Annotated in this window: 15 protein-coding genes and 1 pseudogene; 5 read left to right on the top strand and 11 right to left on the bottom strand. The window is 72.3% G+C overall.

The features are described from left to right. Positions 1 to 154: 154 nt before the first annotated feature. From ABZ719_RS34780 to ABZ719_RS34750, 7 genes are all read right to left on the bottom strand, one after another. A complete protein-coding gene (locus ABZ719_RS34780) occupies positions 155 to 1396 on the bottom strand; it encodes an Ig-like domain-containing protein (RefSeq protein WP_366729160.1) in 1242 nt (413 codons plus the stop codon). Between the two features lie 492 nt (positions 1397 to 1888). Beyond that, positions 1889 to 2776 carry an alpha/beta fold hydrolase gene (locus ABZ719_RS34775; RefSeq protein WP_366729162.1) on the bottom strand — a complete coding sequence of 296 codons (888 nt, stop codon included), beginning with the start codon at positions 2774 to 2776 and terminating at the stop codon, positions 1889 to 1891. 125 nt (positions 2777 to 2901) lie between these two features. Continuing rightward, positions 2902 to 4026, bottom strand: coding sequence for a branched-chain amino acid ABC transporter permease (locus tag ABZ719_RS34770; RefSeq protein WP_366729159.1), 1125 nt, complete (start codon positions 4024 to 4026; stop codon positions 2902 to 2904). Next, positions 4023 to 4910: a branched-chain amino acid ABC transporter permease gene (locus tag ABZ719_RS34765; RefSeq protein ID WP_366729158.1), complete on the bottom strand. Its 888-nt coding sequence runs from the start codon at positions 4908 to 4910 to the stop codon at positions 4023 to 4025. The genes ABZ719_RS34770 and ABZ719_RS34765 overlap by 4 nt, the downstream gene beginning before the upstream one ends. After that, the gene (locus tag ABZ719_RS34760; protein WP_366729161.1) at positions 4910 to 5707 is read right to left on the bottom strand and encodes an ABC transporter ATP-binding protein; all 798 of its coding nucleotides are present in this window, start codon (positions 5705 to 5707) and stop codon (positions 4910 to 4912) included. The genes ABZ719_RS34765 and ABZ719_RS34760 overlap by 1 nt, the downstream gene beginning before the upstream one ends. Before the next feature lie 50 nt (positions 5708 to 5757). After that, positions 5758 to 6576 carry an ABC transporter ATP-binding protein gene (locus tag ABZ719_RS34755; protein ID WP_366729157.1) on the bottom strand — a complete coding sequence of 273 codons (819 nt, stop codon included), beginning with the start codon at positions 6574 to 6576 and terminating at the stop codon, positions 5758 to 5760. A 4-nt stretch (positions 6577 to 6580) separates the two neighbouring features. Beyond that, positions 6581 to 7813 carry a substrate-binding domain-containing protein gene (locus tag ABZ719_RS34750; protein ID WP_366729156.1) on the bottom strand — a complete coding sequence of 411 codons (1233 nt, stop codon included), beginning with the start codon at positions 7811 to 7813 and terminating at the stop codon, positions 6581 to 6583. Positions 7814 to 8114: 301 nt separating this feature from the next. Between ABZ719_RS34750 and ABZ719_RS34745 the strand changes: the two genes are divergently transcribed. Further along, on the top strand, positions 8115 to 8978 hold the full coding sequence (locus ABZ719_RS34745) for a CoA transferase subunit A (RefSeq protein ID WP_366729155.1): 864 nt from the start codon (positions 8115 to 8117) through the stop codon (positions 8976 to 8978). A 2-nt stretch (positions 8979 to 8980) separates the two neighbouring features. Continuing rightward, a complete protein-coding gene (locus ABZ719_RS34740; protein WP_366729154.1) occupies positions 8981 to 9646 on the top strand; it encodes a 3-oxoacid CoA-transferase subunit B in 666 nt (221 codons plus the stop codon). Positions 9647 to 9757: 111 nt separating this feature from the next. Here the strand turns inward: ABZ719_RS34740 and ABZ719_RS34735 are convergent, their stop codons facing one another. The 3 genes from ABZ719_RS34735 to ABZ719_RS34725 form a co-directional block, all read right to left on the bottom strand. Beyond that, positions 9758 to 11719 (bottom strand): GAF domain-containing protein, encoded by a 1962-nt coding sequence (locus tag ABZ719_RS34735; protein ID WP_366729153.1) that lies wholly within the window; start codon positions 11717 to 11719, stop codon positions 9758 to 9760. A 103-nt stretch (positions 11720 to 11822) separates the two neighbouring features. Beyond that, the gene (locus tag ABZ719_RS34730; RefSeq protein WP_366729152.1) at positions 11823 to 13220 is read right to left on the bottom strand and encodes an MFS transporter; all 1398 of its coding nucleotides are present in this window, start codon (positions 13218 to 13220) and stop codon (positions 11823 to 11825) included. Between the two features lie 168 nt (positions 13221 to 13388). Continuing rightward, positions 13389 to 14216 (bottom strand): 3-hydroxybutyrate dehydrogenase, encoded by an 828-nt coding sequence (locus tag ABZ719_RS34725; protein WP_366729151.1) that lies wholly within the window; start codon positions 14214 to 14216, stop codon positions 13389 to 13391. 474 nt (positions 14217 to 14690) lie between these two features. Here ABZ719_RS34725 and ABZ719_RS34720 point away from each other — a divergent pair, with 474 nt between their 5' ends. Both ABZ719_RS34720 and ABZ719_RS34715 read left to right on the top strand, forming a co-directional pair. Beyond that, positions 14691 to 16163, top strand: a complete 1473-nt coding sequence (locus ABZ719_RS34720; RefSeq protein WP_366729150.1) for a PHB depolymerase family esterase — start codon at positions 14691 to 14693, stop codon at positions 16161 to 16163. A 782-nt stretch (positions 16164 to 16945) separates the two neighbouring features. Further along, positions 16946 to 17548, top strand: a complete 603-nt coding sequence (locus ABZ719_RS34715; RefSeq protein ID WP_366729149.1) for a CDP-diacylglycerol diphosphatase — start codon at positions 16946 to 16948, stop codon at positions 17546 to 17548. 120 nt (positions 17549 to 17668) lie between these two features. On the opposite strand, the pseudogene ABZ719_RS34710 reads toward ABZ719_RS34715, so the two are convergent. Further along, a pseudogene (locus tag ABZ719_RS34710) lies at positions 17669 to 18042 on the bottom strand (phosphoketolase); the annotation flags it as partial. A 372-nt stretch (positions 18043 to 18414) separates the two neighbouring features. Here ABZ719_RS34710 and ABZ719_RS34705 point away from each other — a divergent pair. Then, on the top strand, positions 18415 to 21622 hold a 3208-nt coding region (locus tag ABZ719_RS34705; RefSeq protein ID WP_366729148.1), incomplete at its 3' end, for a condensation domain-containing protein.

The raw sequence follows: 21622 nt of genomic DNA, 5'->3' as shown, positions 1-21622 counted from the left end.
GCGGCCGAGTGCCTGGTGTGGGCGCGCGGCGGCGTGGCTGGGCGTGCCGTGGGCGTCCCGGGCGCCGGGCGGTGGCGGCGGCGGCCCGGGGGGGGGCCCCCCCCCCCCCCCGACGGGAGGGATGCCCGGCCGGACACGCGCGGCGACGTGCGTGTCACTGGGTCGCGCTGCCGGCGACCCAGTCGTTCCACGACATGTTCCAGTCGCTGAAGCCGTTGTCCGGGGCCGGCGTGGCCGTGTCGCCGGAGTTCTTGACGATCACGACGTCGCCGATCATCGAGTTGTCGAAGAACCAGGCGGCCGGCAGCGTGTCGTCCCCGCCACCCCTGATGTCCTTCAGGCCCACGCAGCCATGGCTGGTGTTGGCCTTGCCGAAGACCGAGTCGGCACTCCAGTAGTTGCCGTGGAGGAACGTGCCCGAGTCGGTCAGGCGCATGGCGTGCGGCACGGCCTGGATGTCGTACGCCGGCTTGCCGTCCTTGCTCGTGAGGCCGACGGTCGAGGCGTTCATGTGGATCTGCGGGTACTTCTCGGAGATGACCATCCGACCGTTGTACGTCGGGTGCTCGGGGCTGCCGGACGAGATCGGGATGGTCCTGATCGTCTTGCCGTCCCGTACGACGGTCATGCGCTTGGTCTTGGCGTCGACCGTGCTGATCTGGCTCCGGCCGATCTTCAGCGTGACCGTCTTGCGCACACCGTGGACGTTCATCCGCACGGTGACGGTGGAGCCGGGCTTCCAGTAGCTCTTCGGGCGGAAGTCCAGGCGGTGGCCGTCGAACCAGTGACCGACGACCTGCTGGCCGCTGCTGGAGCTGACCTGGATCTCCGACTGCACGGCGGCCTTGTCCCGGATCGCCTTGTCGAAGGTGAAGCTCACCGGCATGCCGACGCCGACGGTCGAGCCGTTCTCGGGAGTGAGGTGCCCGACGAAGTCGTCGGCCGGGGAGACCGTGGTGATCGTCGCGTTCTCGGTGACGGCGCGGCCCTTGGCGTCCTTGGCCTCCGCGGCGACCTGGTACCTGGTGGCCCGGTGCAGCGGCCCGGTCGCCTTCCAGGACGTGCCGTCCGCGGACAGCGTGCCCGGGACCTCGGTACCGGCCGCGACCGCGGTCATGGTCACCTTGGTGAGCGTTCCGTCGCCGACGGTGACCTTGACGGGGGTGTCGATTCCGACGCCGTGGAGGCCTGACCCGGGGGTGATCGATATGCGGGCGTCGGAGGGCTCCTGGGCGGGTGCGGGGGCCGTCGGCGCCTGCGAAGCCTGGGGGTTCCCGGTGCCGTTCGCGCCGGTGGCGGCGCTGCTGGTGCCGCCGAGGGCGGTGAGGGCGACCACGCCGCCCAGTGCTCCGGCCGCGGCCACCAGTCCGGTGCGTCGTTTACCTGCCGTGATCAAACGCTTCTCCCATGCCACTGGTCCTGGTTCCCTGGAGCAGATTCGCCCGCAGGGAGCAACCAGCTATGAAACCACCTATAGGCACTCATCTATCCCGAAGCATCCAATTTGTGGTGAAGGGCACGTCTTCAGTGCAGGCCCGGCTCTGTCGCCTGCGCAGGCACCGGATCACGGGCGGCCGGGAGCTGGGCTCGCGGACGGGCCGGCCGCGACCGGCCCCCGATGCGGAACCCGACAGGGCACTCGCCGTCCTGCCCGGCGCAGCGAGCACCACGCCGCGTAGTCACCAGGGGGCCACCACGGATTCGGTGACCGGTGGGTCGCGTGCGCCGTCCGCCACCGTCAGTGACCGGTCGGCCGCGGCAAGGTTCGCGATGGCCGAGACCTGCGCCGAACCCTCGGTGCGGCAGGTGACTCCTGCCCTCGCGACCGGAGCGTCGCCGGCACCGGCTACCGCACCAAAGCCCCGCTCCTCTCGCCTGCGGCGCCGTTTCAGCCTCCGGCGTCCGTGTCCCCCAGGCCCGCTTCGGCCAACATGTGGCGCGCCACGACACGTGCGCCCTCATCGCCCACGAGGATCGTGTAATGGTTGGTGCCGGGGACGAGCCGCGTGCGCACCCGCGCCGGATCCAGGCCCGCGGCGGCGAGCCGCCGCTCGTCGTACAGGCCCTGCGGTTCGTCCATCAGACCGCGTTCGGCCCACAGCAGCACGGCCGGGCGGGGCAGCCGGTGGACGGCGCCGGACACCGCCCCGCCGAGCTGGTCGACACCGTCGGTGCGGACCGCCTCGATCCGGCAGGAGGACCGCAGTGCGGGCTCCTCCCCCACCAGGTCGCGCTGGATGTACGCGTCCACCCACGGCGACCACGCGGCGCGGAAAGCCGGGTGCTCCTGCCAGAACTCGCGGTAGGCCCGCCGGTCCGGGAAGGTCATCGACAGCCGCCGCATGGCCGGGCCGATCACGGAGGCGATCAGTTCGTCGGGGGCCAGGCCCTCCGGGACGGGGAAGCCCACGCCGCCGTCGACCAGCAGCAGTGCGGAGAGCAGGTCCGGGTGGCGCACCGCGGTGAGCGCCGCGGCGAAGGCCCCCATGGAGTGGCCGGCCAGCACCACCCGTCCCAGGCCGAGGGTGTCCGCCACGGCGGCCATGTCGTCGGCGTGCGCCGCGATGCCGTACGGGCCGGGCAGCGTGCCGCTCGCGCCGCGGCCGCGCAGGTCGGGCGCGAGGAGGGTGGCACGGCCCGCCAGGTGGTGGGCGATCCGGGCCCAGGTCAGGCCGTTGGCGGTGATGCCGTGCAGCGCCAGCACCACCGGCGCGTCCGGGTCGGCCGCAGGCCAGCGCAGGACGGCCAGGTCACCGCCGGGCACCGGCACCCGCAGCTCCTCCGGCGGCGATGAGGCGCCGCCCGGTTCCCCGGCTGAGGCAGCACCGGCCGTCTCCCCGGAGGAAGGTGTGCCGGCGGCCCGGTGTTCCGTCACCTCGTGCTCGTCGCTCCTGGCTCGGTTCACGGCGTGGTCGCCTCCTTGTGAGCTGTGGTGGTGCGTGCGGCGCGCAGCCGCGCCGGCAGCCGGGCCATGCCGCCGGGCAGCAGGTATATCACCGCGACGAACAGGGCGCCGAGCAGGAACAGGGGCTGGGAGAGCGGTACCCGCAGCACGGCGGGCAGGTCGGCGACGGCCCCGGAGTTGGCCAGGTCTCCGAGCCGGTGGTCGGCCCAGGTGTACAGGATGCCGCCGGCCATGGGGCCCCAGCGGGTGCCGGAGCCGCCCAGTACCACCATCACCAGCAGGGACAGGGTGAAGTCGGAAGTGGTGGTCTGCGGGGTGGCGCCGCCGGTCAGCAGCAGGTGGACGATGCCGCCGAGCGCGGCCAGCGCGCCCGCGAGGACGAAGGCGGTCAGTTTGAAGCCGTAGGGGCGCAGGCCGAGCACTTCGACGCGGCGCTCGTTCTCCTTGATGCCCTCCCAGACCCGCCCGGTGGGTGAGCGGACCGCCCGGCCGACGACGAGCAGCACCACTACCAGGTAGGCCAGCGCGATCCAGTACAGCTCAGGGGTGTGGTCGATGCCGACGAGGGCGGCGGGCATCTTGTCGGCGGGGGCGGCCCTGCCCTCCTCTCCGCCGGTGACGCCGCCGGGGTCACGCTGGACCAGGATCGAGCCGGCCTGCGCGAAGGCAAGGGTCACCATGGAGAAGCCGATGCCGCTGACCCGCAGGCTGACCGCGCCCAGCAGGACGGAGAGCGCCGCCCCGGCGAGCAGGCCGAGCGGTGCGGAGAGGGCGAACGGCAGGCCCGCCTCCAGCATCACGGTGTTGGTGACGTAGGTGCCGGCGGCGAAGTAGAGGGCGTGGCCGAAGGAGAGCAGGCCGGTGCGGCCCAGCAGGAGGTCGTAGCCGGTGGCCAGGCCCCCGAAGAGCAGGCACAGCGCGAGGAGCTGGAGGTTGCCGGGGCTGCCGATGGGACCGTCCAGCAGGCCGGGGAGCGGCAGAGCGCTGTAGGGGGCGATGAGCAGGAGCACCAGCGGCAGGGCCGGCCACCAGCGGGTGGCCCGGCGCAGCCGTTCGGTGCGGCCTGCGCGGGGGTGGTCCGCCGTGCGGGCCTCGCCGCGCGGCTGTGTGGCGGTGGTCATGCGAGTCTCCCGGTGAGCCCACGCGGCCGGACGAGCAGCAGGGCGGCGAGCAGGACGACGACGGCGAGGTCGCCGAGTCCGGCGCTGGTGTAGTAGTTGGCGAACTGCTGGACGAGGCCCACGGTGAACGAGGCGAGCGCGGCGCCGGTGAGCGAGCCCATGCCGCCCATGACGACGACCACGAAGGCGAAGATCAGCAGGGAGGTGCCCTGGCCGGGGTCGACGGAGCCGAAGTAGAGGCCGCCGATCGCTCCGCCGAGGGCCGCCGCCGCGCCGCCGATGGCGAAGACCAGGGTGAAGGCCTTGCGTACGTCGATGCCGAGCGCGGTGACCATGGCCCGGTCCTCGACGCCCGCGCGGACCACGAGGCCGTGCCGGGTGCGGCCGAGGAACAGCTTGAGCGCGGCGAGGACCGCGAGGGCGGCGGCGATCAGCACCAGGCGGTTCAGCGGTACGTCGGCTCCCAGCAGTGAGAAGGTGCCGGACAGCGCCTCGGGCCCGGGGAAGGGGCGGGCGTCGGCGCCCCAGACCGCGGACAGCAGGGCCGGTACGGCCAGTCCGATGCCGACCGTTGCGAGGATCTGCTCCCGGGGGCGCGTGTACAGCGGGCGTATGACGGCGAGTTCGAGCAGGACCGCGGCCAGCGTGCCGACGGCGGTGCCGAAGACCACCGCGACGGCGAAGCCGGCGCCTGCGCGTCCGGCACCCGGCAGGTGCCCGGAGGCGGCCCACCAGGTGCCGTACGCGCCGATGGACATGAGGGCGCCGTGGGCGAAGTTGAGCACGTCCATCAGGCCGAAGATGAGGGAGAGGCCCGAGGCGACCAGGAAGTACAGCGCGCCCAGGCCGAGCCCGGTCAGGGTGAGCAGGACGATGGTGGACATCAGGCGTCCGCCTCTGTGGTCCGGGCGGCGGGGTGTGCCGCGGTGTGTGCTGGTGCGGCGGGGCGTGAAGTGCGGGCCTCGGCATGGACCTCGGCCCCCTGGCCGCCTGCTGCGCCGTGTCCGACGCCCAGGAGGCTGCGGGTCGCCTCGGGGTCGGCGAGGAGACCGGCAGCGGGACCGTGGTGCACGGTGCGGCCGTCCGCCAGTACCGCACAGTGCCGGGCGAGGCGGCGCACCAGGGCGAGGTTCTGCTCCACGAGCAGTACGGGCACGGCCTCGGCGGCACGTTCCAGCACCTGGGCGACCTCGGTGACGACCTTGGGCGCCAGGCCCTTGGTGGGTTCGTCGGCGATGATCAGCCGGTTGCCGTTGAGGAGGGTGCGGGCGATGGCGACCATCTGCTGCTGGCCGCCGGACAGGGTGCCGGCGGCCTGCCGGGCGCGCTGCTTGAGCTCGGGGAAGAGTTCGTGCACCAGGCCGTAGGCGGGTTCGCCGGATCCCGGGCGCTCGGCCAGGCGCAGGTTCTCGGCCACGGTGAGAGCGGCGAAGACGCCCCGGTCCTCGGGCGCGTAGCCCACACCGCGGCGGACCAGGGCGTGGGTGGCGAGGCGCACCGTCTCCTGCCCGGCGAGCACGACGCTGCCGGTGCGCGGGACGAGACCGAGGATGCCGCGCACGGTGGTGGTCTTGCCGGCTCCGTTGCGGCCGAGCAGTGCGGTGGTTCCGCGGGCCGCCACGTCGAGGTCGACGCCGTGCAGGATGTGCCGGCCGCCGATGACGACGCGCAGGCCGCGCACGGTGAGCAGCGGTGTCGCCGGGGCGCTCGCGCGGGGTGCTGCGGGGGTGGTCACATCGCCTCCCCGAGGTAGGCCTGCTGGACGGTGGGGTCGGCCATCACGGCCTCGGGCGTGTCCAGGGCCAGCAGCGTGCCGTGGTGCATCACGGCGAGCCGGTCGGCCAGGCCCAGCAGGACGTCCATGTGGTGCTCGACCATGAGGACGGTGCGGCCCTCTTCGCGGTGCAGGGAGCGGATCAGCTCGGTCAGGGCGGGCACCTCCTCGGCGCTCACGCCCGCCATGGGTTCGTCCAGCAGCATCAGCCGGGGTTCGCCGACGAGCAGGACCGCGAGCTCCAGTTTGCGTTTCTCGCCGTGCGAGAGGGAGTCGGCGGGGGTGTCGGCGCGGTGGGCCAGTCCGGTGCGTGCCAGCACGCGGGTGACCGGTCCGGCGTAGGTGTCGGCGCGCCGCCAGACGCGGTACGAGCCGCCTCCGGCTGCCTGGGCGGCCAGTCGCACGTGGTCGGCGACCGTCATGCCCGGCCACAGGCTGGAGGTCTGGAAGGTGCGTCCGAGGCCGCGTCGGGCGCGGGCGTAGGCGGCCTCCGTGGTGATGTCGGTGGCGTCCAGCTCGATCGTGCCGCGAGTGGCGGGGTTGATGCCGCTGATCAGGTTGAACAGGGAGGACTTCCCGGCGCCGTTGGGGCCGATGAATGCCAGGAACTCGCCTTCGTGGACGTCGAAGGTGACGGACTCGACGATGGTGGCGCCGCCGACGCTCCAGCCGACGTCTCGCAGTGCGAGGACGGGTGCGGGCGCCGGTGAGACGGTGGCCTCACCGGCGGCCGGGGGCCCGTCGGCGCGCGGCGGCGCCGTGTTCGGGTTGGTCATCGGTTCAGCCCGCCGCCTTCTTCACGGGAGGTGCGACCGCCGCCATCTCCACGCTGTCGACCAGCTGCGGTTGCGCGCTGGTGCCCGTGCCCTTCAGCTTCGCGGTGAACATGGGCTGGAGCAGGGCGTGGTCCTCGGCGCGGATCTGCTCCTTGCCCTTGGGTCCGTCGAAGCTCCAGCCCTCCAGTGTCTTGACCATGGCGGAGGTGTCGGTGGCGCTGCCGGATTCGATGGCGTGGACGACCATCTGGGCGGCGGTGAAGCCGTCGGGGCTGAACAGGTCGGGGGTGCCGCCGGCCTTGGTGATGCCGTCGAGCATCGCCTTCTCCACCGGGTTGCCGCCGCCGGCGCCCGGGAAGTAGTGGGCGAGGAAGGAGATCTTGGCGCCGGCCGCTCCGAAGACCGGGTACGAGGCGGTGCCGGCGAGCCCGGTGACGGCCTTTCCGGTGTCGAGCACGCCCTGCTGGTTCAGCGCGGTCCACAGCGCGGGTGCGGTGGCGCCCGCCCAGGCGACGAACACCAGGTCGGGCTTGCCCGCCTCGGTCTGGCGGGCGAACGGGGTGAGGTCGGTGGCGCTCGGCGGAGCCAGCACGGAGTCGACCCGCGCGCCCTTCGCGCCGAGCACGGCCTTCACCGCGGCCACGTTGGCCTGCCCGAACGCCGAGTTCTGGGCCAGCACGGTGACCTTCTTGCCCTTCGGGTCGCCGAGCAGCGAGCCGGCGGTCAGGGTGTCCTGGTAGGACTGGCGGCCGGAGCGGAAGGTGTACGTGTTGACGCCGGTGAGCGCGTCGGTGGCGGCGGGGCCGCTGACGTACAGCACCTTGTTCTGCTCGGCCAGCGGCGCCATCTGCAGGGCCACTCCGGAGTCGGTGGTCCCGGCGATGATCTTGTAGCCCTTGCCGACGAGTGTCTTGGCCGCGGCGACCGCCTTCGCCGGGTCGCCCGCGTCGTCCTGCTCGGTGACCACGACCGGGTGACCGCCGGCCTTGCCGGTGCCGTGTGTGGCGTAGGCGAGGCCCGCTCTGAAGCCCTGTTCGTACTGCTTGCCGTAGGTGGCCAGCAGTCCGCTGCGGGAGTAGACCAGGCCGACCTCGACCGGGTCGGACGCCTTGTCGCCGGCGGAGGCGGTGCCGGCGGTGCCGGCCGAGGAGCAGCCGGTGACCAGGGCGCCCGCCGCGAGCAGAGCGAGGATCGGCACCGATCTGCTGGTGAGGGTGCCCCGAGTGTGAGAACGCATGATGGCCGGCTCCTGGGATGTGTCGCCCGCACGCGGCGGTCCGGGCGCCCTCTTCTGGCGAGGAGCGGCGTTCCGCAGTCCGCGGCGATGCGATCGCGGTGGATGGTTGGCCGGAACGATAGGAGCGCTGTGCGGCGGACGGCATGGTGTCGACCACCGTTGATGGAAGCGCAGTCATGGTGATGGCACACATGGCCGGGGGCGCCAACTGCCGTCAAGGTGAGGGCCACCGGTCTCCCCCGCCAGCCGGGCGGTGACCTGTCGACGAACAGAACGGATCCCCGACGGGGAAGGGAACAGCATGGACAAGGTGGTGGACTCGGCCGCACAGGCGGTGGCGGACGTCGCCGACGGCGCGGTGCTCGCTGTGGGCGGTTTCGGCCTGTGCGGCATCCCCTCGACGCTGATCGGCGCGCTCGTCGAGGCCGGCACGTCCGGTCTGCGGGTGGTCTCGAACAACTGCGGCGTGGACGACTGGGGGCTGGGCCTGCTGCTGAGGGCGGGCCGGATCGCGCGGATGACCTCCTCCTACGTCGGCGAGAACAAGGAGTTCGCCCGCCAGTACCTCGCCGGTGAGCTGGAGGTGGAACTGACGCCGCAGGGCACACTGGCCGAGCGGCTGCGGGCCGGCGGTGCGGGCATCCCGGCGTTCTACACACCGGCCGGCGTGGGAACGCAGGTGGAGTCCGGCGGCCTGCCCTGGCGCTACGCCCCCGACGGCAGCGTCGCGGTGGCCTCGCCGCCCAAGGAGGTACGGGAGTTCGGCGGCCGCCGCCATGTGCTGGAGGAGGCCATCACGGCCGACTTCGGGCTGATACGGGCCGAGGTCGCCGACCGGCACGGCAACTGCGTCTTCCACGCGGCGGCACGCAACTTCAACCCGCTGTGCGCGATGGCGGGGCGGTTCACCGTGGTCGAGGCCGAACGCATCGTCGAGGCGGGCGAGTTGCCGCCGGACGCGGTTCATCTGCCGGGGGTCTACGTGGACCGGGTGGTCGCCGCCGACCCGTCGCTGGACAAGCGCATCGAGCGCCGTACCGTACGTCCCTCTCGGGCCGCCTCCGCGGGCGGCGCCGCTCACAGCGGTACGACCGTCACGCGCACCGCCACGGCCACCGCCACCGCCACCGCCACCGCCACCGCCACCGCCACCGAGGAGAACTGACGATGCCGCTCGACCGGGACCAGCTCGCCGCCCGTGCCGCACGGGAACTGCGCGACGGCCAGTACGTCAACCTGGGCATCGGCCTGCCCACGCTCATCCCCGGTCACCTGCCCGAGGGTGTGCACGTCGTGCTGCACTCGGAGAACGGCATCCTGGGGGTCGGCCCCTACCCGTACGCCGGCGAGGAACACCCCGACCTGGTGAACGCCGGGAAGGAGACGGTGACCACCGTCGCCGGGACGTCGTACTTCGACTCGGCCTTCTCGTTCGGCATGATCAGGGCCGGCCGGATCGACGTGTCGGTGCTCGGTGGCATGCAGGTGTCGGCCGGGGGCGACCTGGCCAACTGGATGATCCCCGGGAAGATGGTCAAGGGGATGGGCGGGGCGATGGACCTGGTCCACGGCGCGCGCCGGCTGATCGTGGTCATGGAGCACACCGCCAAGGACGGGACGCCCAAGATCGTCCAGGAGCTGACCCTGCCCGCCACGGGACGCCGGGTCGTCCACCGGATCATCACCGACCTGGCCGTCATCGACGTGGTTCCCGGGGGACTGCGGCTGGTCGAGACCGCTCCCGGCGTCACGGAGGAGGAGGTCGCGGCCGCCACTGCCGCCCCGCTGCTGGTCCAGGACCGTTCGGCCGAGGACCAGCCGGTGAGCGCGTAGGCGTCCCGTCCGTTCGACGGTGCGCGGCCCTGTCCGGCGGAGCACGGTCCGACGGGTCCGCTCCGCGGCGAGCTTCCTGACAGGCCCCCGCCATGAGGCGTGTCCGGGGTGTCAGTCGCTCCACAGCAGGTGCAGCCGGAGGGCGAGTTGCAGTTCCAGGGCTTGCTCGGGGCTGTTCCAGCCGGGTCCCAGCAGCGCCTGGATGCGGTCCAGTCGCTGCACGACCGTGTTGACGTGCACGTGCAGCTCTTCCTTGGCCCGGGTCAGGCTTGCGCCGCAGCCGAAGTAGGCGTGCAGGGTGCGGACCAGCTGGGTGCCGCGCTGGGCGTCGTACTCCAACAGCGGCCCGAGAGTGGCGTGGACGAACCCCTCCACATCGTGGTCCTTGCCCAGCAGCACGCCGAGGAAGCCGAGTTCGGCCGCGCACGCGCCGGTGCCGTCACGGGCGAGGACCCGCAGGGCGCGCAGACAGCGCGCCGCCTCGGCGTAGGCGTCCGCGATGGCCCTCGGTCCGGCGGCGGGTCCGGCGCCGGCCACCGTGACCGGTGCGCCGGTCAGTTGGGTGAGCTGCCCGGCGGCAGCGCGGGCGGCCTCACCCGGCCCGTCGCCGTCATGGGGAAGCAGCATCACCACCGCCCCGGCGTGTTCGGTGCTGACACTGCCGCTGCCGAACACGTACTGCAGGGCGGCGCCCGCGAGCCGCTCCCGCACCGCGGCACCGGCCTCGGCGACCACCAGCAGATGCGGCCGGTTCAGTTCGACGCCCAGACGGCGGCCGCGATCCACGAGGCCGACGGGGTCCCGGTCGGGGGCGTTGAGCAGATCGGTCATCAGGTCACCGCGGACCCGGTTCTCGGTCTCGGCGACCGAGCGCCGCAGCAGGAGCAGCAGTGCCGTGACGACACCGCTACGCTCGAACAGGCGCCTGTCGGGGCCCTCCAGGTCCGGCCGGCCGTGCAGCACCAGGCTGCCCAGCAACTCCTGCCCTGCCAGCACCGCACACACCCAGCGTCCGTCGCGCAGCACCGCGTGGGCGGTGGCGCGCGACTCCTCGGCGGCGGCCACCAGCGCGGCGGCCGTGCGGGCGTCGCTCCCCTGGCCCCCGGCTTCCGCGCCACCGCCGCCCGGGCCGCCGTCCCGGACGGTCGCGGTGAGCGGCCATCCGGCGCTGTCGTGGACGGTGACCTCCCCCTCCAGCAGACCGGCGACAGCGGCAGCCACGTCCGGTACGTCACCGCCGCGCAGCACCAGGTCGGTGAGCCGGTCGTGGGACTCCTCGGCCCGCTGCATGGCCGCGGAGTGCTCGCGGATCACGGCGTTGGCCTCGGCCAGTTCGGCCAGCGCGGCCCGTGCGTCGGCCATCGCCTTGGCGGTGTCGATGGCGATGGCGGCGTGGTCGGCGAGAGAGCACAACAGGGCGACCTCGTCGGGCGAGAAGGTCCGGGGCGCGCGGTCGGCGGCGAAGAGCGCGCCGATGACCTTGCCGCCGCTGCCGGACCCCAGCAGCAGCGGCACGCCCAGGATGGCGACCAGTCCCTCGTCCAGGACACCGGCGTCGATGCTGCCGGTGTGGCGGAAGCGCTCGTCGGTGCGGTAGTCCGGCGAGGCGTAGGGGCGCGCGGTCTGCGCGACCAGCCCGCCGAGGCCCTCGCCGAGCTGGAGCCGCAGGTTCTGGAACAGCTCGGACACCGAACCGTCGGTGACCCGCATGTAGGTGTCCCCGGCCGTCTCGTCGGGGAGGGTGAGGTAGGCGGTGTCGGTGCCGAGCAGCATCCGGGCGCGCCGGACGATCGAGCGCAGTACGGCGTCCAGGTCGCGCAGTGCCGCGAGGTCCCCGGCGGTGTCGAAAAGGGCGGTCAGCTCCGCCTCCCGCCGCCGGTGCTGGCGCAGTGTGCCGCGCACGCGCAGTGCCGCGGCAGCGGCCTGCTCGACCTCCGTGACGTCCTGGGGACCGGCGCCGCCGCGCCGCGCCGCGGTGACGACGGCGTCGAAGTCCTCGGGCGGGGCGTCGGCGGCGAGGAGTTCGAACAGCCGGCGCAGGTGGGAGGCTGTGGACGGGGTCTTGTCTGGCATGGGCGGACCGTCGGTGGGAGTGGGCGGGGATGTGACGCGGAAGGGTGGCCGGGTGCCTGACCGGGCGGACGCGGTCCACGGTCAGGCACCCGGCACTCGGCTGTCAGCCGGCAGGGGAGGTCTGCCGGTCCGCGGCGGCTCGTGCGGTGTCCGCGTCCGGTTCGACGGCGGCCAGGTCGCTGCCTCGGGTCTCCCGGGCGACGGCGACGGCGACGACGGTGATCACGGCGGACAGGGCGACGTAGACCGAGATCGGGACGGAGCTGCCGTAGGAGCCGAGCAGCGCTGTGGCGATGAGCGGGGCGGGCGCGCCGGCGGCCACCGACGAGAGCTGGGCGCCGATGGAGGCGCCGGTGTAGCGCATCCGGGTGGCGAACAGTTCGGAGAAGAAGGCCGCCTGCGGTGCGTACATGGCGCTGTGGAAGACGAGGCCGACGGTGACGGCCAGGACGAGTGCGGGGAAGGCCCTGGTGTCCAGCAGGCCGAAGAAGGCCCAGGACCATGCGCCGACGCCGACCGCGCCCACCAGGTAGACCGGCTTGCGGCCGATCTTGTCGGAGAGGGCGCCGAACAGCGGGATCAGGCAGAACTGCACGGCGGAGCCGATGAGAACCGCGTTGAGGGCGGTCTGCTTGCCGATGTGGAGGTGCTCGACGCAGTAGGTGAGGACGAAGGCGGTGATCACGTAGTAGGAGATGTTCTCGGCCATCCGGGCGCCCATCGCGACCAGGACGTCGCGCCAGTGGTGGCGCAGCACGGCGACGAAGGGCAGCTGGTCCTTCCTCTGCCGGGCCTTGCGCTGCTCGGCCTTGGCCAGTGCCTCCTTGAACAGGGGCGACTCGTCGACGGACAGCCGGATCCACAGCCCGATCATGACCAGCACCGCGGAGAGCAGGAACGGCACGCGCCAGCCCCAGGAGTTGAAGGCGTCGTCGCTGAGCGTACCGGTCATCAGGGACAGGACGCCGACGGCGACCAGGTTGCCTGCGGGGGCGCCGCCCTGTGGCCAGGACGCCCAGAATCCGCGCCGCCGGGCGTCGCCGTGCTCGGACACCAGCAGCACCGCGCCGCCCCACTCGCCGCCGAGCGCGAAGCCCTGGACCAGCCGCAGGGCCGTCAGCAGCAGCGGAGCGGCGACGCCTATGGTGTCGTAGCCGGGCACGCAGCCGATCAGCGCGGTGGAGCCGCCCATCATCAGCAGGCTGATCACCAGGAGCTTCTTGCGCCCGACGCGATCGCCGAAGTGCCCGAACACCACGGCGCCGAGCGGCCGGGCGGCGAAGCCGATGGCGTAGGTGAGGAAGGAGAGCAGGGTCCCGGTGAGCGGATCGGAGTCGGGGAAGAACACGCGCCCGAAGACCAGCGCGGCGGCAGACCCGTAGAGGAAGTAGTCGTACCACTCGATCGTGGTGCCGATGAGGCTGGCCACGACGATCCTGGTCAGGCCGCCCGGTGTTCGCGGGGTTCCTGTTTCGTTCACGACGTTGTGAGCGCTGGTCATGGTGTCACCGTTTCGGAGTGTGGGATGAGCGGACCCGGCCGGGGCGGGTGGAGCGGACCGGGAAAGGGGGGCGGCACGGGGGCCGGCGGACGGATGCTGTCCTGGTGATCCGCCCGCCGGGGTCGGGAAGAACGGCCGGCGGCTTGAAGGCGGCTCGGGCCGGGGCCGTCAGTGGGCCGTCCAGCCACCGTCCAGGGGGAGGGAGACGCCCGTGACGTATCCGCTGCGCTCGGTGCACAGCCACAGGGCCGCCTCGGCGACCTCGGCCGGTTCGATCAGCCGCTTGATCGCGGTGCGCTCGAGGAAGACCTTCTCCATCACGTCCGCCGCCGAAATGCCGTGCGCCTCCGCCTGGTCGGCGATCTGGGCCTCCACCAGCGGGGTGCGGACATAGCCGGGGTTGATGCAGTTGCTGGTCACGCCGTGCGGGGCGCCTTCGAGGGCGACCACCTTGCTCAGCCCCTCCAGGGCGTGCTTCGCCGTGACGTAGGCCGACTTGTAGGCGCTGGCCCGCAGGCCGTGCACCGAGGAGATGTTGACCACCCGTCCCCATCCGCGGGCGTACATGTGCGGCAGGGTGCGTCGCAGGATGCGGAACGGCGCCTCCACCATCACTCGCTGTATCAGCGTGAAGCGCTCCGGCGGGAAGTCCTGGAGGGGAGCCACATGCTGCAGGCCCGCGTTGTTGACCACGATGTCGGCATCGTCCGGCAGTGCGTCGACGGCATCGGGGGCGGAGAGGTCGGCCACTACAGCCGTGCCGCCGATCGCCTCCGCGACCTCCTTGGCGGCTTCCGCGGCCCGGTCCACGACGTAGACCTCGGCGCCGGCCGACGCGAAACCCTCGGCGCAGGCCCGGCCGATTCCACTGGCGGCGCCCGTGACCAAAGCCTTGCGGCCGGCGAGGAATCGGGTGGTGGCCGCGACGGAGGCGGTCCCGGCGAGGGGCTCGGCGCACTGGGGCGAACTCTCGAGGGAGCTCTTGGTGCTTTCCATGGGGGAACACGGTAAGGAGGAACCCCGGGTCGAGACATGTGGGACGCAGACATATTTGCGAGGCCCAAAGTGGGTACCAGCGCCACGACTCAGGGACGTCTGCGCTGCCGGAGCCGACGGCTGTCCGGCCGCTGCGGGGTACGCGGGCCGTCCCCGGGACCCGGGGCACGCGTGCCGTCCCCGGTTCCGGGGCACGCGGGCCGTTTCTGCTCCGCGGTGTCTTCCGCCTGGCACGACCAGCTCGCGCACGCCATGTGTGTGCGCGCCACTCCCGGCGCCGTGTCGCTGGTCGCCGCTGCCATGTCGCGGGTCGGCGGGCCGGTCGTACGGTCCGCTGTCAGCAAGCCGGAAGTCAGCCTGCCGGGGCACGGCGTCGCGCCCCGACAGGCAGGGGACGAGCCCGGTCGTTCGTGTGCGCTGCCGTGGCATGTCGGCGTGCCCGCCCCCATCCCTCCCCTTCATTGGAGCTGACCCATGCCTTTCCCCACCGTGCGCGAGGTTCTCCGGCGCACCGCCGTGGCCGCCGCACTCGCCGGCAGCGCCGCCGGCATGAGCCTCATGACGCCCCTCGCCGGCACCGCCGCGGCCGCCGGCACCCTCCAGCAGGTGACCAGCTTCGGTTCGAACCCGGGCAACCTGGCGATGTACGAGTACGCCCCGGCCGGCCTGCCCGCCAACGCGCCGCTGGTCGTCGCCCTGCACGGCTGCACCCAGTCGGCGAGCGACTACCACTCCCACTCCGGCTGGCAGAAGTTCGCCGACCAGTGGGGCTTCGCCGTGGTCTACCCGCAGACCAGCTCGGCCAACAACAGCTTGTCCTGCTTCAGCTGGTTCGACGCGGCCAAGGACACCCGCGGCAAGGGCGAGGCGGCGTCGGTCAGGCAGATGGTCGACACCGCCGTGGCCCAGTACGGCTCCGACCGCGGCCGGATCTTCGTCACCGGTCTCTCCGCCGGCGGCGGCATGGCAGCCGACCTGCTCGCCGACTACCCGGACGTGTTCGCCGGCGGCGCCGTCGACTCCGGCCTCCCCGCGCAGTGCGCCACCACCCAGACCGCAGCCTCCGGCTGCCAGTACAGCAACCAGAACCTCACCGCGAAACAGTGGGGCGACAAGGTCCGCAACTCCTACCCGGGCTACACCGGACCGTGGCCGCGCGTCGCGATCTGGCAGGGCTCCTCCGACACCACCGTCGCCCCCGTCAACGGCACCGAACTGCGCGACCAGTGGACCGACGTCCGGGGCATCGGCCAGACACCGTCCGCCACCCGGAGCCTGCCCGGCAACACCACCGAGACCACCTACAACGACGCCGCGGGCAAGCCCGCCGTCGCCCTCTTCACGGTCTCCGGCATGGCCCACGGCCTTGCCGTCGACCCCGGTTCCGGCGCGGACCAGTGCGGCAGCACCGGCAGCTACTACCTCGACACCATCTGCTCCAGCTACCACACCGCGAAGTTCTGGGGCCTGGACAGCTCCGACGGCTCGGGCGGCGAAGGCTCGCTGCCGGCTCCTTCCGGAGTCTCGGTCACCTCGGCCACCGACACCGCCGCCTCACTGTCCTGGAACGCCGTGAGCGGCGCCGCCTCCTACAACGTCTACCGCGACGGCACCAAGGTCGGCTCGCCGACCGCGACCTCCTACACCGACACCGGGCTGTCCGCGGGCACGTCCTACAGCTACACCGTCGCCGCCGTCGACTCCGCCGGGGCCGTGGGCACCGCCTCCGCGCCGGTCACCGCGACGACCAGCGGCTCGGGCCCAGCGCCCGCGTGCCACACCGACAACAACTACAACCAGGTCAAGGCCGGCCGCGCCCACCAGAGCCTCGGCTACACGTACGCCAACGGCTCCGACCAGAACATGGGCCTGTACACCCTGGCCGTCACCCACACCTTGAAGGAGACGGGCCCCGGATACTTCGTCATCGCCGACTCCGGCTGCTGAACGAAAGCCGGGCCGCCGGTCGCTCGGGTGAGCCGCCGACCGGACCCCCGCTCGTAGCCGCCGGCAGATCCGCCGGGCCCCCTGACCGCGGCACGGCGCCGGTCCCGCGGTGGGTGGACCGGCCGGCCGGTCGCCGCGCGGGCGACGTGTTCATGAGACGCCGGGCCGGACCGCTGGGCGACGGCCAGGTCCCCGGACAGTTCGGGCATCTGGTGCATGAGCCGCCGGGGCGACGCCGCCGGGCCGGCGGTGAGGCCGACCGAGCGTCTCACTCGCAGCGGGGCTGTCCGCTCACGCTCGGCGGACGGCAGACGGCGGCCCGGGCCCGAGTCGAGGCGGATCGGCGGCATCCTCGCTCGCCCCGGCCCGCGGACGGCCGTTCATTCAACAGCGGATGCGCCGCCTCGCGGTTGGTGACACGGTGGTGGTACGGCTCGGAGTCAAGCCCTTGAGGGAGCGAGCCAGGCTCCCACCGCGGCAGCACGATGCCGTCCGCACCGGCGCCGCAGCGGCCCGGCAGCGCCGACCACCGCGAAGTCCCTTCGACCGGGCCGCAGCGGACGCTTCGACCCCATGGGCAGAACCGGTCCGGGGACACTCCCGGCCGGCCCCGCGCCGCTGCCCGGCCGATCACCCTGAAAGGTGCTGCCATGACCGGCGAGCATGGGAAGAACACCCTCACCGCACCCTCCGACATCCTGTGCGGAGACCCCGGCGACCCGGACTCTCTGTGGAAAATGGCCTGGGAGTGCCAAGAAAGACCGGCCGGTACCTTCTGGCTGGTGTCCAAAGGGAAAAAGGGATACCTCCTCGTTCCCACCGATCGCGTCAGAGGTATCGAGTGCCCGGCTCTCATATCCGGCCCACTCGCCAGGAACAACTACTGGCAGACAGCTGCGGAGCGAGCCGACTACTGGTTCAAGAAACCGCGATGGGGGACCGTCGGACTGGGGATCAACGCGGCCGGGTCCCGCTCCCACGACCAGTTGCACATCCACATGTCCGCCGTGCGCCAAGGGGTGAGAGCAGAAATCGACAAAGCCCGTCAAGCGGGCACGGTCGCCGGTGATCTGAAGAGCTGGCCCAACCGGTTGACCACGGTGACCGGCTCCGACGAGGAGAAGAATCCACCGCAGCCCGACCCGCGGAGCTACCGCGTGGTCCACGTCGACAGCTTCCAGCTGTACAACCTCTTCGTCGCGCTGTACGACTCCGTCGTCGCCCCCATGCACGAGGAGATGGGCGAACAGACGATGACCGTCATCGGTGCGGGCAACGGGCCGGCCGACGGGTACTACATTCTGAACAGCCGGAAAGACCTCCCTCACACCACCCCCGCCCCCAAGGGAATCGGTTACTGCGACAGCATCCTCATCTGCAAGTAGCAGCCGTCTCATCCGGTGCGTCCGCGACAGCACATGATGCCGCTCGCTCCGCGGCGTGCTCAGCGCCGATGACCGCCGACCCGCCGCGAGGCGCTCCGCCAGGTCGGGCCGGGTGTCCCGAGTCCACTCCGTGACCCGCGGCAGGCCGACGCCGTGCTCGCGGATCCGGGCGGGGTGGCACACGCCGTACGTCCGCCATGCGCCGGCGTACGGCTGCGGCGCGCACGGCGAGACCGGGGACTGGGCCGATGACGTCCCTGACGAGGCGGCAGCGGTCCAGGTCCTCGCCGGCCACCAGAACGGCGTGGCCGTGCTGCCGATCTCCTGGAGACCGCGCACGGGCAGGTGCCGGTGGCCACTGCGGCGGCAGGCCAGGCGGCGGATCGGCCACGGGTAACCGCGGTAGCCGAGGATCACCGGCCTGACCGCGGTGACCGGCCGTCGTGCTCGAAGTCGGTCCTGGCGTGCGGGTGTTCCTGCCGGGGCAGCAGCCGGGTCCACGACGTGCGTCCGCTCCTGCCGGACGAACCAGTCCCGCCAGGGACGAGATCCAGCCGTTCCGCCGGCCTCACCGGCCCGCTCGGCCATGGGCGGACCCAGGAGAACGGGAAGACATATCAGCATATCCCAAGGCCGCACATTGACCGGAAAGCGCCTTCTTCCGCATTGCACCCGTAGGGATCATGGACGGGAATTACCTCAGACACCTTGAATTCTTACTGTGGATTTTCCGGTTTCCGGTGGTGCGGGGGATCATCGTGACGAATGAAGGCACCGATTTCGCGGGGCAAAGCGCAGCCGCAGCCGGCTTCGAACGGCATTCCACGATCGCACCGGAGCGCAGCGCGGTCCTGTATCAGGGGACCGTGACCGGTTACGGGGAGCTGAACCGGCGGACCGAGGCGGTCACCGCGCGCCTGGCGGCCGCCGGGGCCGGCCCCTCGACGCTGGTGGCGGTGGTCCTGCCGCGCGATCCCGACCTCGTCGCCACGCTGTGTGCGGTGCTGAAACTGGGTGCCGTATGCCTTCCCGCCGACCCTCGCACCCCGACCGGGCGGCTGCGCGAGATCCTCGCCGGCGCGGCCCCCGATGTCCTCGTCACCACCCGTGCCGCAGCTCCGGAATTCACCGGCGACGCAACCGTCTGTTTCCTGGACGACGAGCCGCAGTCACCTCCCGTTGTCCCCTCACCCCGCACCGCAGGGCCCCTTCCGGGAAGCGCCTACATGCTTTATACGGCGCCCGCTGACGAAAGCACCCGTTATTCGGCGGTCTCCTACGCCGATTTGGCGCGCTATATCGACGATCCGGGCGCCGGGGTTCCGGCCGGGGCGGAGTTTCTCCACCTGATCCTGCCGCTCCTGTCCGGCAATCGTCTTGTGCTGGACACGGACGAGGTCGCACACCGGCCCCTCCCCCATGAGGCGCCACGCGATGCGGTGGAGGAGGTCGTGGCGCAGGTCTGGTGCGCCGTGCTCGGCGTGGACCGGGTCGGCGTGCGGGACCGCTTCTTCGACCTGGGCGGCAAGTCGCTGCTGGCAGTCCAGGTGGTGGCGCGCCTGCGGAAGGTGCTCGGTGTCGAGCTGCCGCTGCGGGCCCTGTTCGACGCGCCGACGGTCGAGGAGCTGGCGGCCCTGGTGCGGGCCGAACAGGCCGGGGGCCAGGACGGCCGCGGGGAGCCGGCGTTCGGGCCGGTGGACCGGAGTGGGCCGCTGCCGCTGTCGTTCGCGCAGCAACGCCTGTGGTTCCTGAGCCGGTTGATGCCCGACAGCGCCTTCTACACGATGTGCGACGCCTTCCGCGTACGGGGACGGCTCGACCTGGACGCGCTGCGTCGGGCGCTGCGGATGCTGGTCGGACGGCACGAGACGCTGCGGACCGCGTTCGTCGAGCGGGACGGTGTGCCGTACCAGGTCATCGATGCCGCGGACGGCCCGGGCGCGCGGCGTGCGGCTGCCCTGACGCGGGTCGATCTGACGGCGCTGTCGCCCGCCGAGCGGGAGGAGTCGGCGCGCGGGCTGGTGGCGGCGGAGGCGCAGACCCCGTTCCGGCCGAAGGACGGCGCACTGCTGCGCGTGGCGGTGGCCCGGCTGGCGGACGACGAGCATCTGCTGGTGGTCACCACGCACCACATCGTCTCCGACGCGTGGTCCGTGGGGGTGCTCGTCGAAGAACTCGGCCGGCTGTACCGCGAGTGCGTCACGGGAACTCCCGCCGGACTTCCTCCACTCGACGTCCAGTACGCCGACTTCGCCGTGTGGCAGCGGGACTGGATGAGCGGCGCGGTCCAGGAGGAGCAGCTCGCGTACTGGAAGCGGGCTCTGGACGGCGCGCCCTCGGTGCTGCGGCTGCCGGCGGATCATCCGCGTCCCGCCGTCCAGTCGGAGCGGGGCGAGACGGTCGAGTTCGCACTGCCCGACGCACTGGTCGGCGCTCTGGAGGAGCTGGGCCGGGAGCAGGGCGTCACCCTGTTCATGACGCTGCTCGGCGCCTTCCAGGTGCTGCTGGCGCGGTATGCCAGGCACGAGGACATCGTGGTGGGTGTGCCGGCGGCGGGGCGTACGCGCGCCGAGACGGAACCCCTGATCGGTTTCTTCGTCAACACACTCCCCCTGCGCGTGACCTGTGCCCCCGGCCTGTCCTTCCGGGAACTCCTGGAGCAGGTGCGTGAGGCCGCGCTGGGTGCCTTCGCCCATCAGGATTTGCCCTTCGAGGCCCTGGTGGAGACGCTCGCGCCCGAGCGCGACCTCAGTCACAACCCCCTCGTCCAGGTCACCTTCCAGCTGCTGAGCACGCCGGCGGCGCGGCCGGCACTGCCCGGGGCAAAGGTGGAGAGGTACCCGGTCCGCGAGTCCGTCTCGCAGTTCGACCTGTCCTTGGACATCAAGCGGACCGACGACGGATCGTACCGGGGGATCCTGAACTACTGCCCCGATCTGTTCGACCGTCCCCGTATGGACGTGCTGGTCGACCACTATCTGACGCTGCTCGGGGCCGCTGCCGCGGACCCGGGCCACCCGATCGGCGAGCTGCCGTTGTCCGGCGAGGCCGAACGGCGCATGCTCCTCGGCCGGTCCGGGCGGGCGGAGGAGGTGCCCGGCGGGCCGGGCAGCGTGCCGGAGCGGTTCGCCGACGTGGTGCGGGCGGCACCGGACGCGCCCGCTGTGACGTACGGGGAGACGAGACTCACGTTCGCCGAGCTGGACGCTCAGGTGGCCTCGCTGGCCCGGACGTTGGCCGGCCTCGGGGTCACCGCCGAGACGCCGGTCGCGGTGTGTCTGCCGCGCTCCGCCGACAGCATCGTGGCCCTGCTGGCCGTGATGCGGGCGGGCGGCGTCTACGTGCCCCTGGACCCGGAGTGGCCCGCCGACCGCACCGCCTACGTCCTGGACGACGCCGGGGTTTCCGTCGTCATCACCCGCGGCCTGCCCGCCGGCCCCGGCCGCGTCCACGTCGACCCGCGGCAGCCCCTGGCCGACGGCCCGGTGCCCGCGCCGCAGGTCCGCGCCGACCAGGCCGCCTACATCATCTACACCTCCGGCTCGACGGGCGCGCCGAAGGGTGTCGCCGTCCAGCACCGCTCCGTGAACCACCTCGTCAGCACCCTGCAGACCACCTTCCTCGGCCACGACCCGGATGCCGCGGGCGCCGGCGGCGTGCCGCGCGAGGGCAGGAAGCAGCGCGTGACGCTGACCGCGCCCTTCACGTTCGACGCGTCCATGGAGCAGCTGAGCTGGATGCTGGCCGGACACGAGCTGTTCATCGTGTCCGAGGACGTGCGCCGCGATCCCCCGGCCCTGGTCCGGTTCGTCCGGGAGCACCGGATCGACGTCATCGACACGACGTCGTCGCAGCTCGAACTCCTGCTGGACAGTGGGCTCCTGGAGGGCTCATGGGCACCGTCCATGGTCATGGTGGGCGGTGAGGCGGTCTCGCCGTCGCTGTGGCAGGCGCTGCGCGGCCAGCGGCGTACCCGCTGCTTCAACCTCTACGGGCCCACCGAGGCGACGGTCGACGCCACCTGCCACGACCTGTCCGGCCCCGTCGACATCCCCGTCATCGGCACCCCCCTGC

The sequence above is a fragment of the Streptomyces sp. NPDC006743 genome, from assembly GCF_040703815.1.
Lineage (GTDB): Bacteria > Actinomycetota > Actinomycetes > Streptomycetales > Streptomycetaceae > Streptomyces.
The sequence above is the reverse complement of the archived record's forward strand: the minus strand, read 5'-3'. Positions and strand labels throughout refer to the sequence as shown.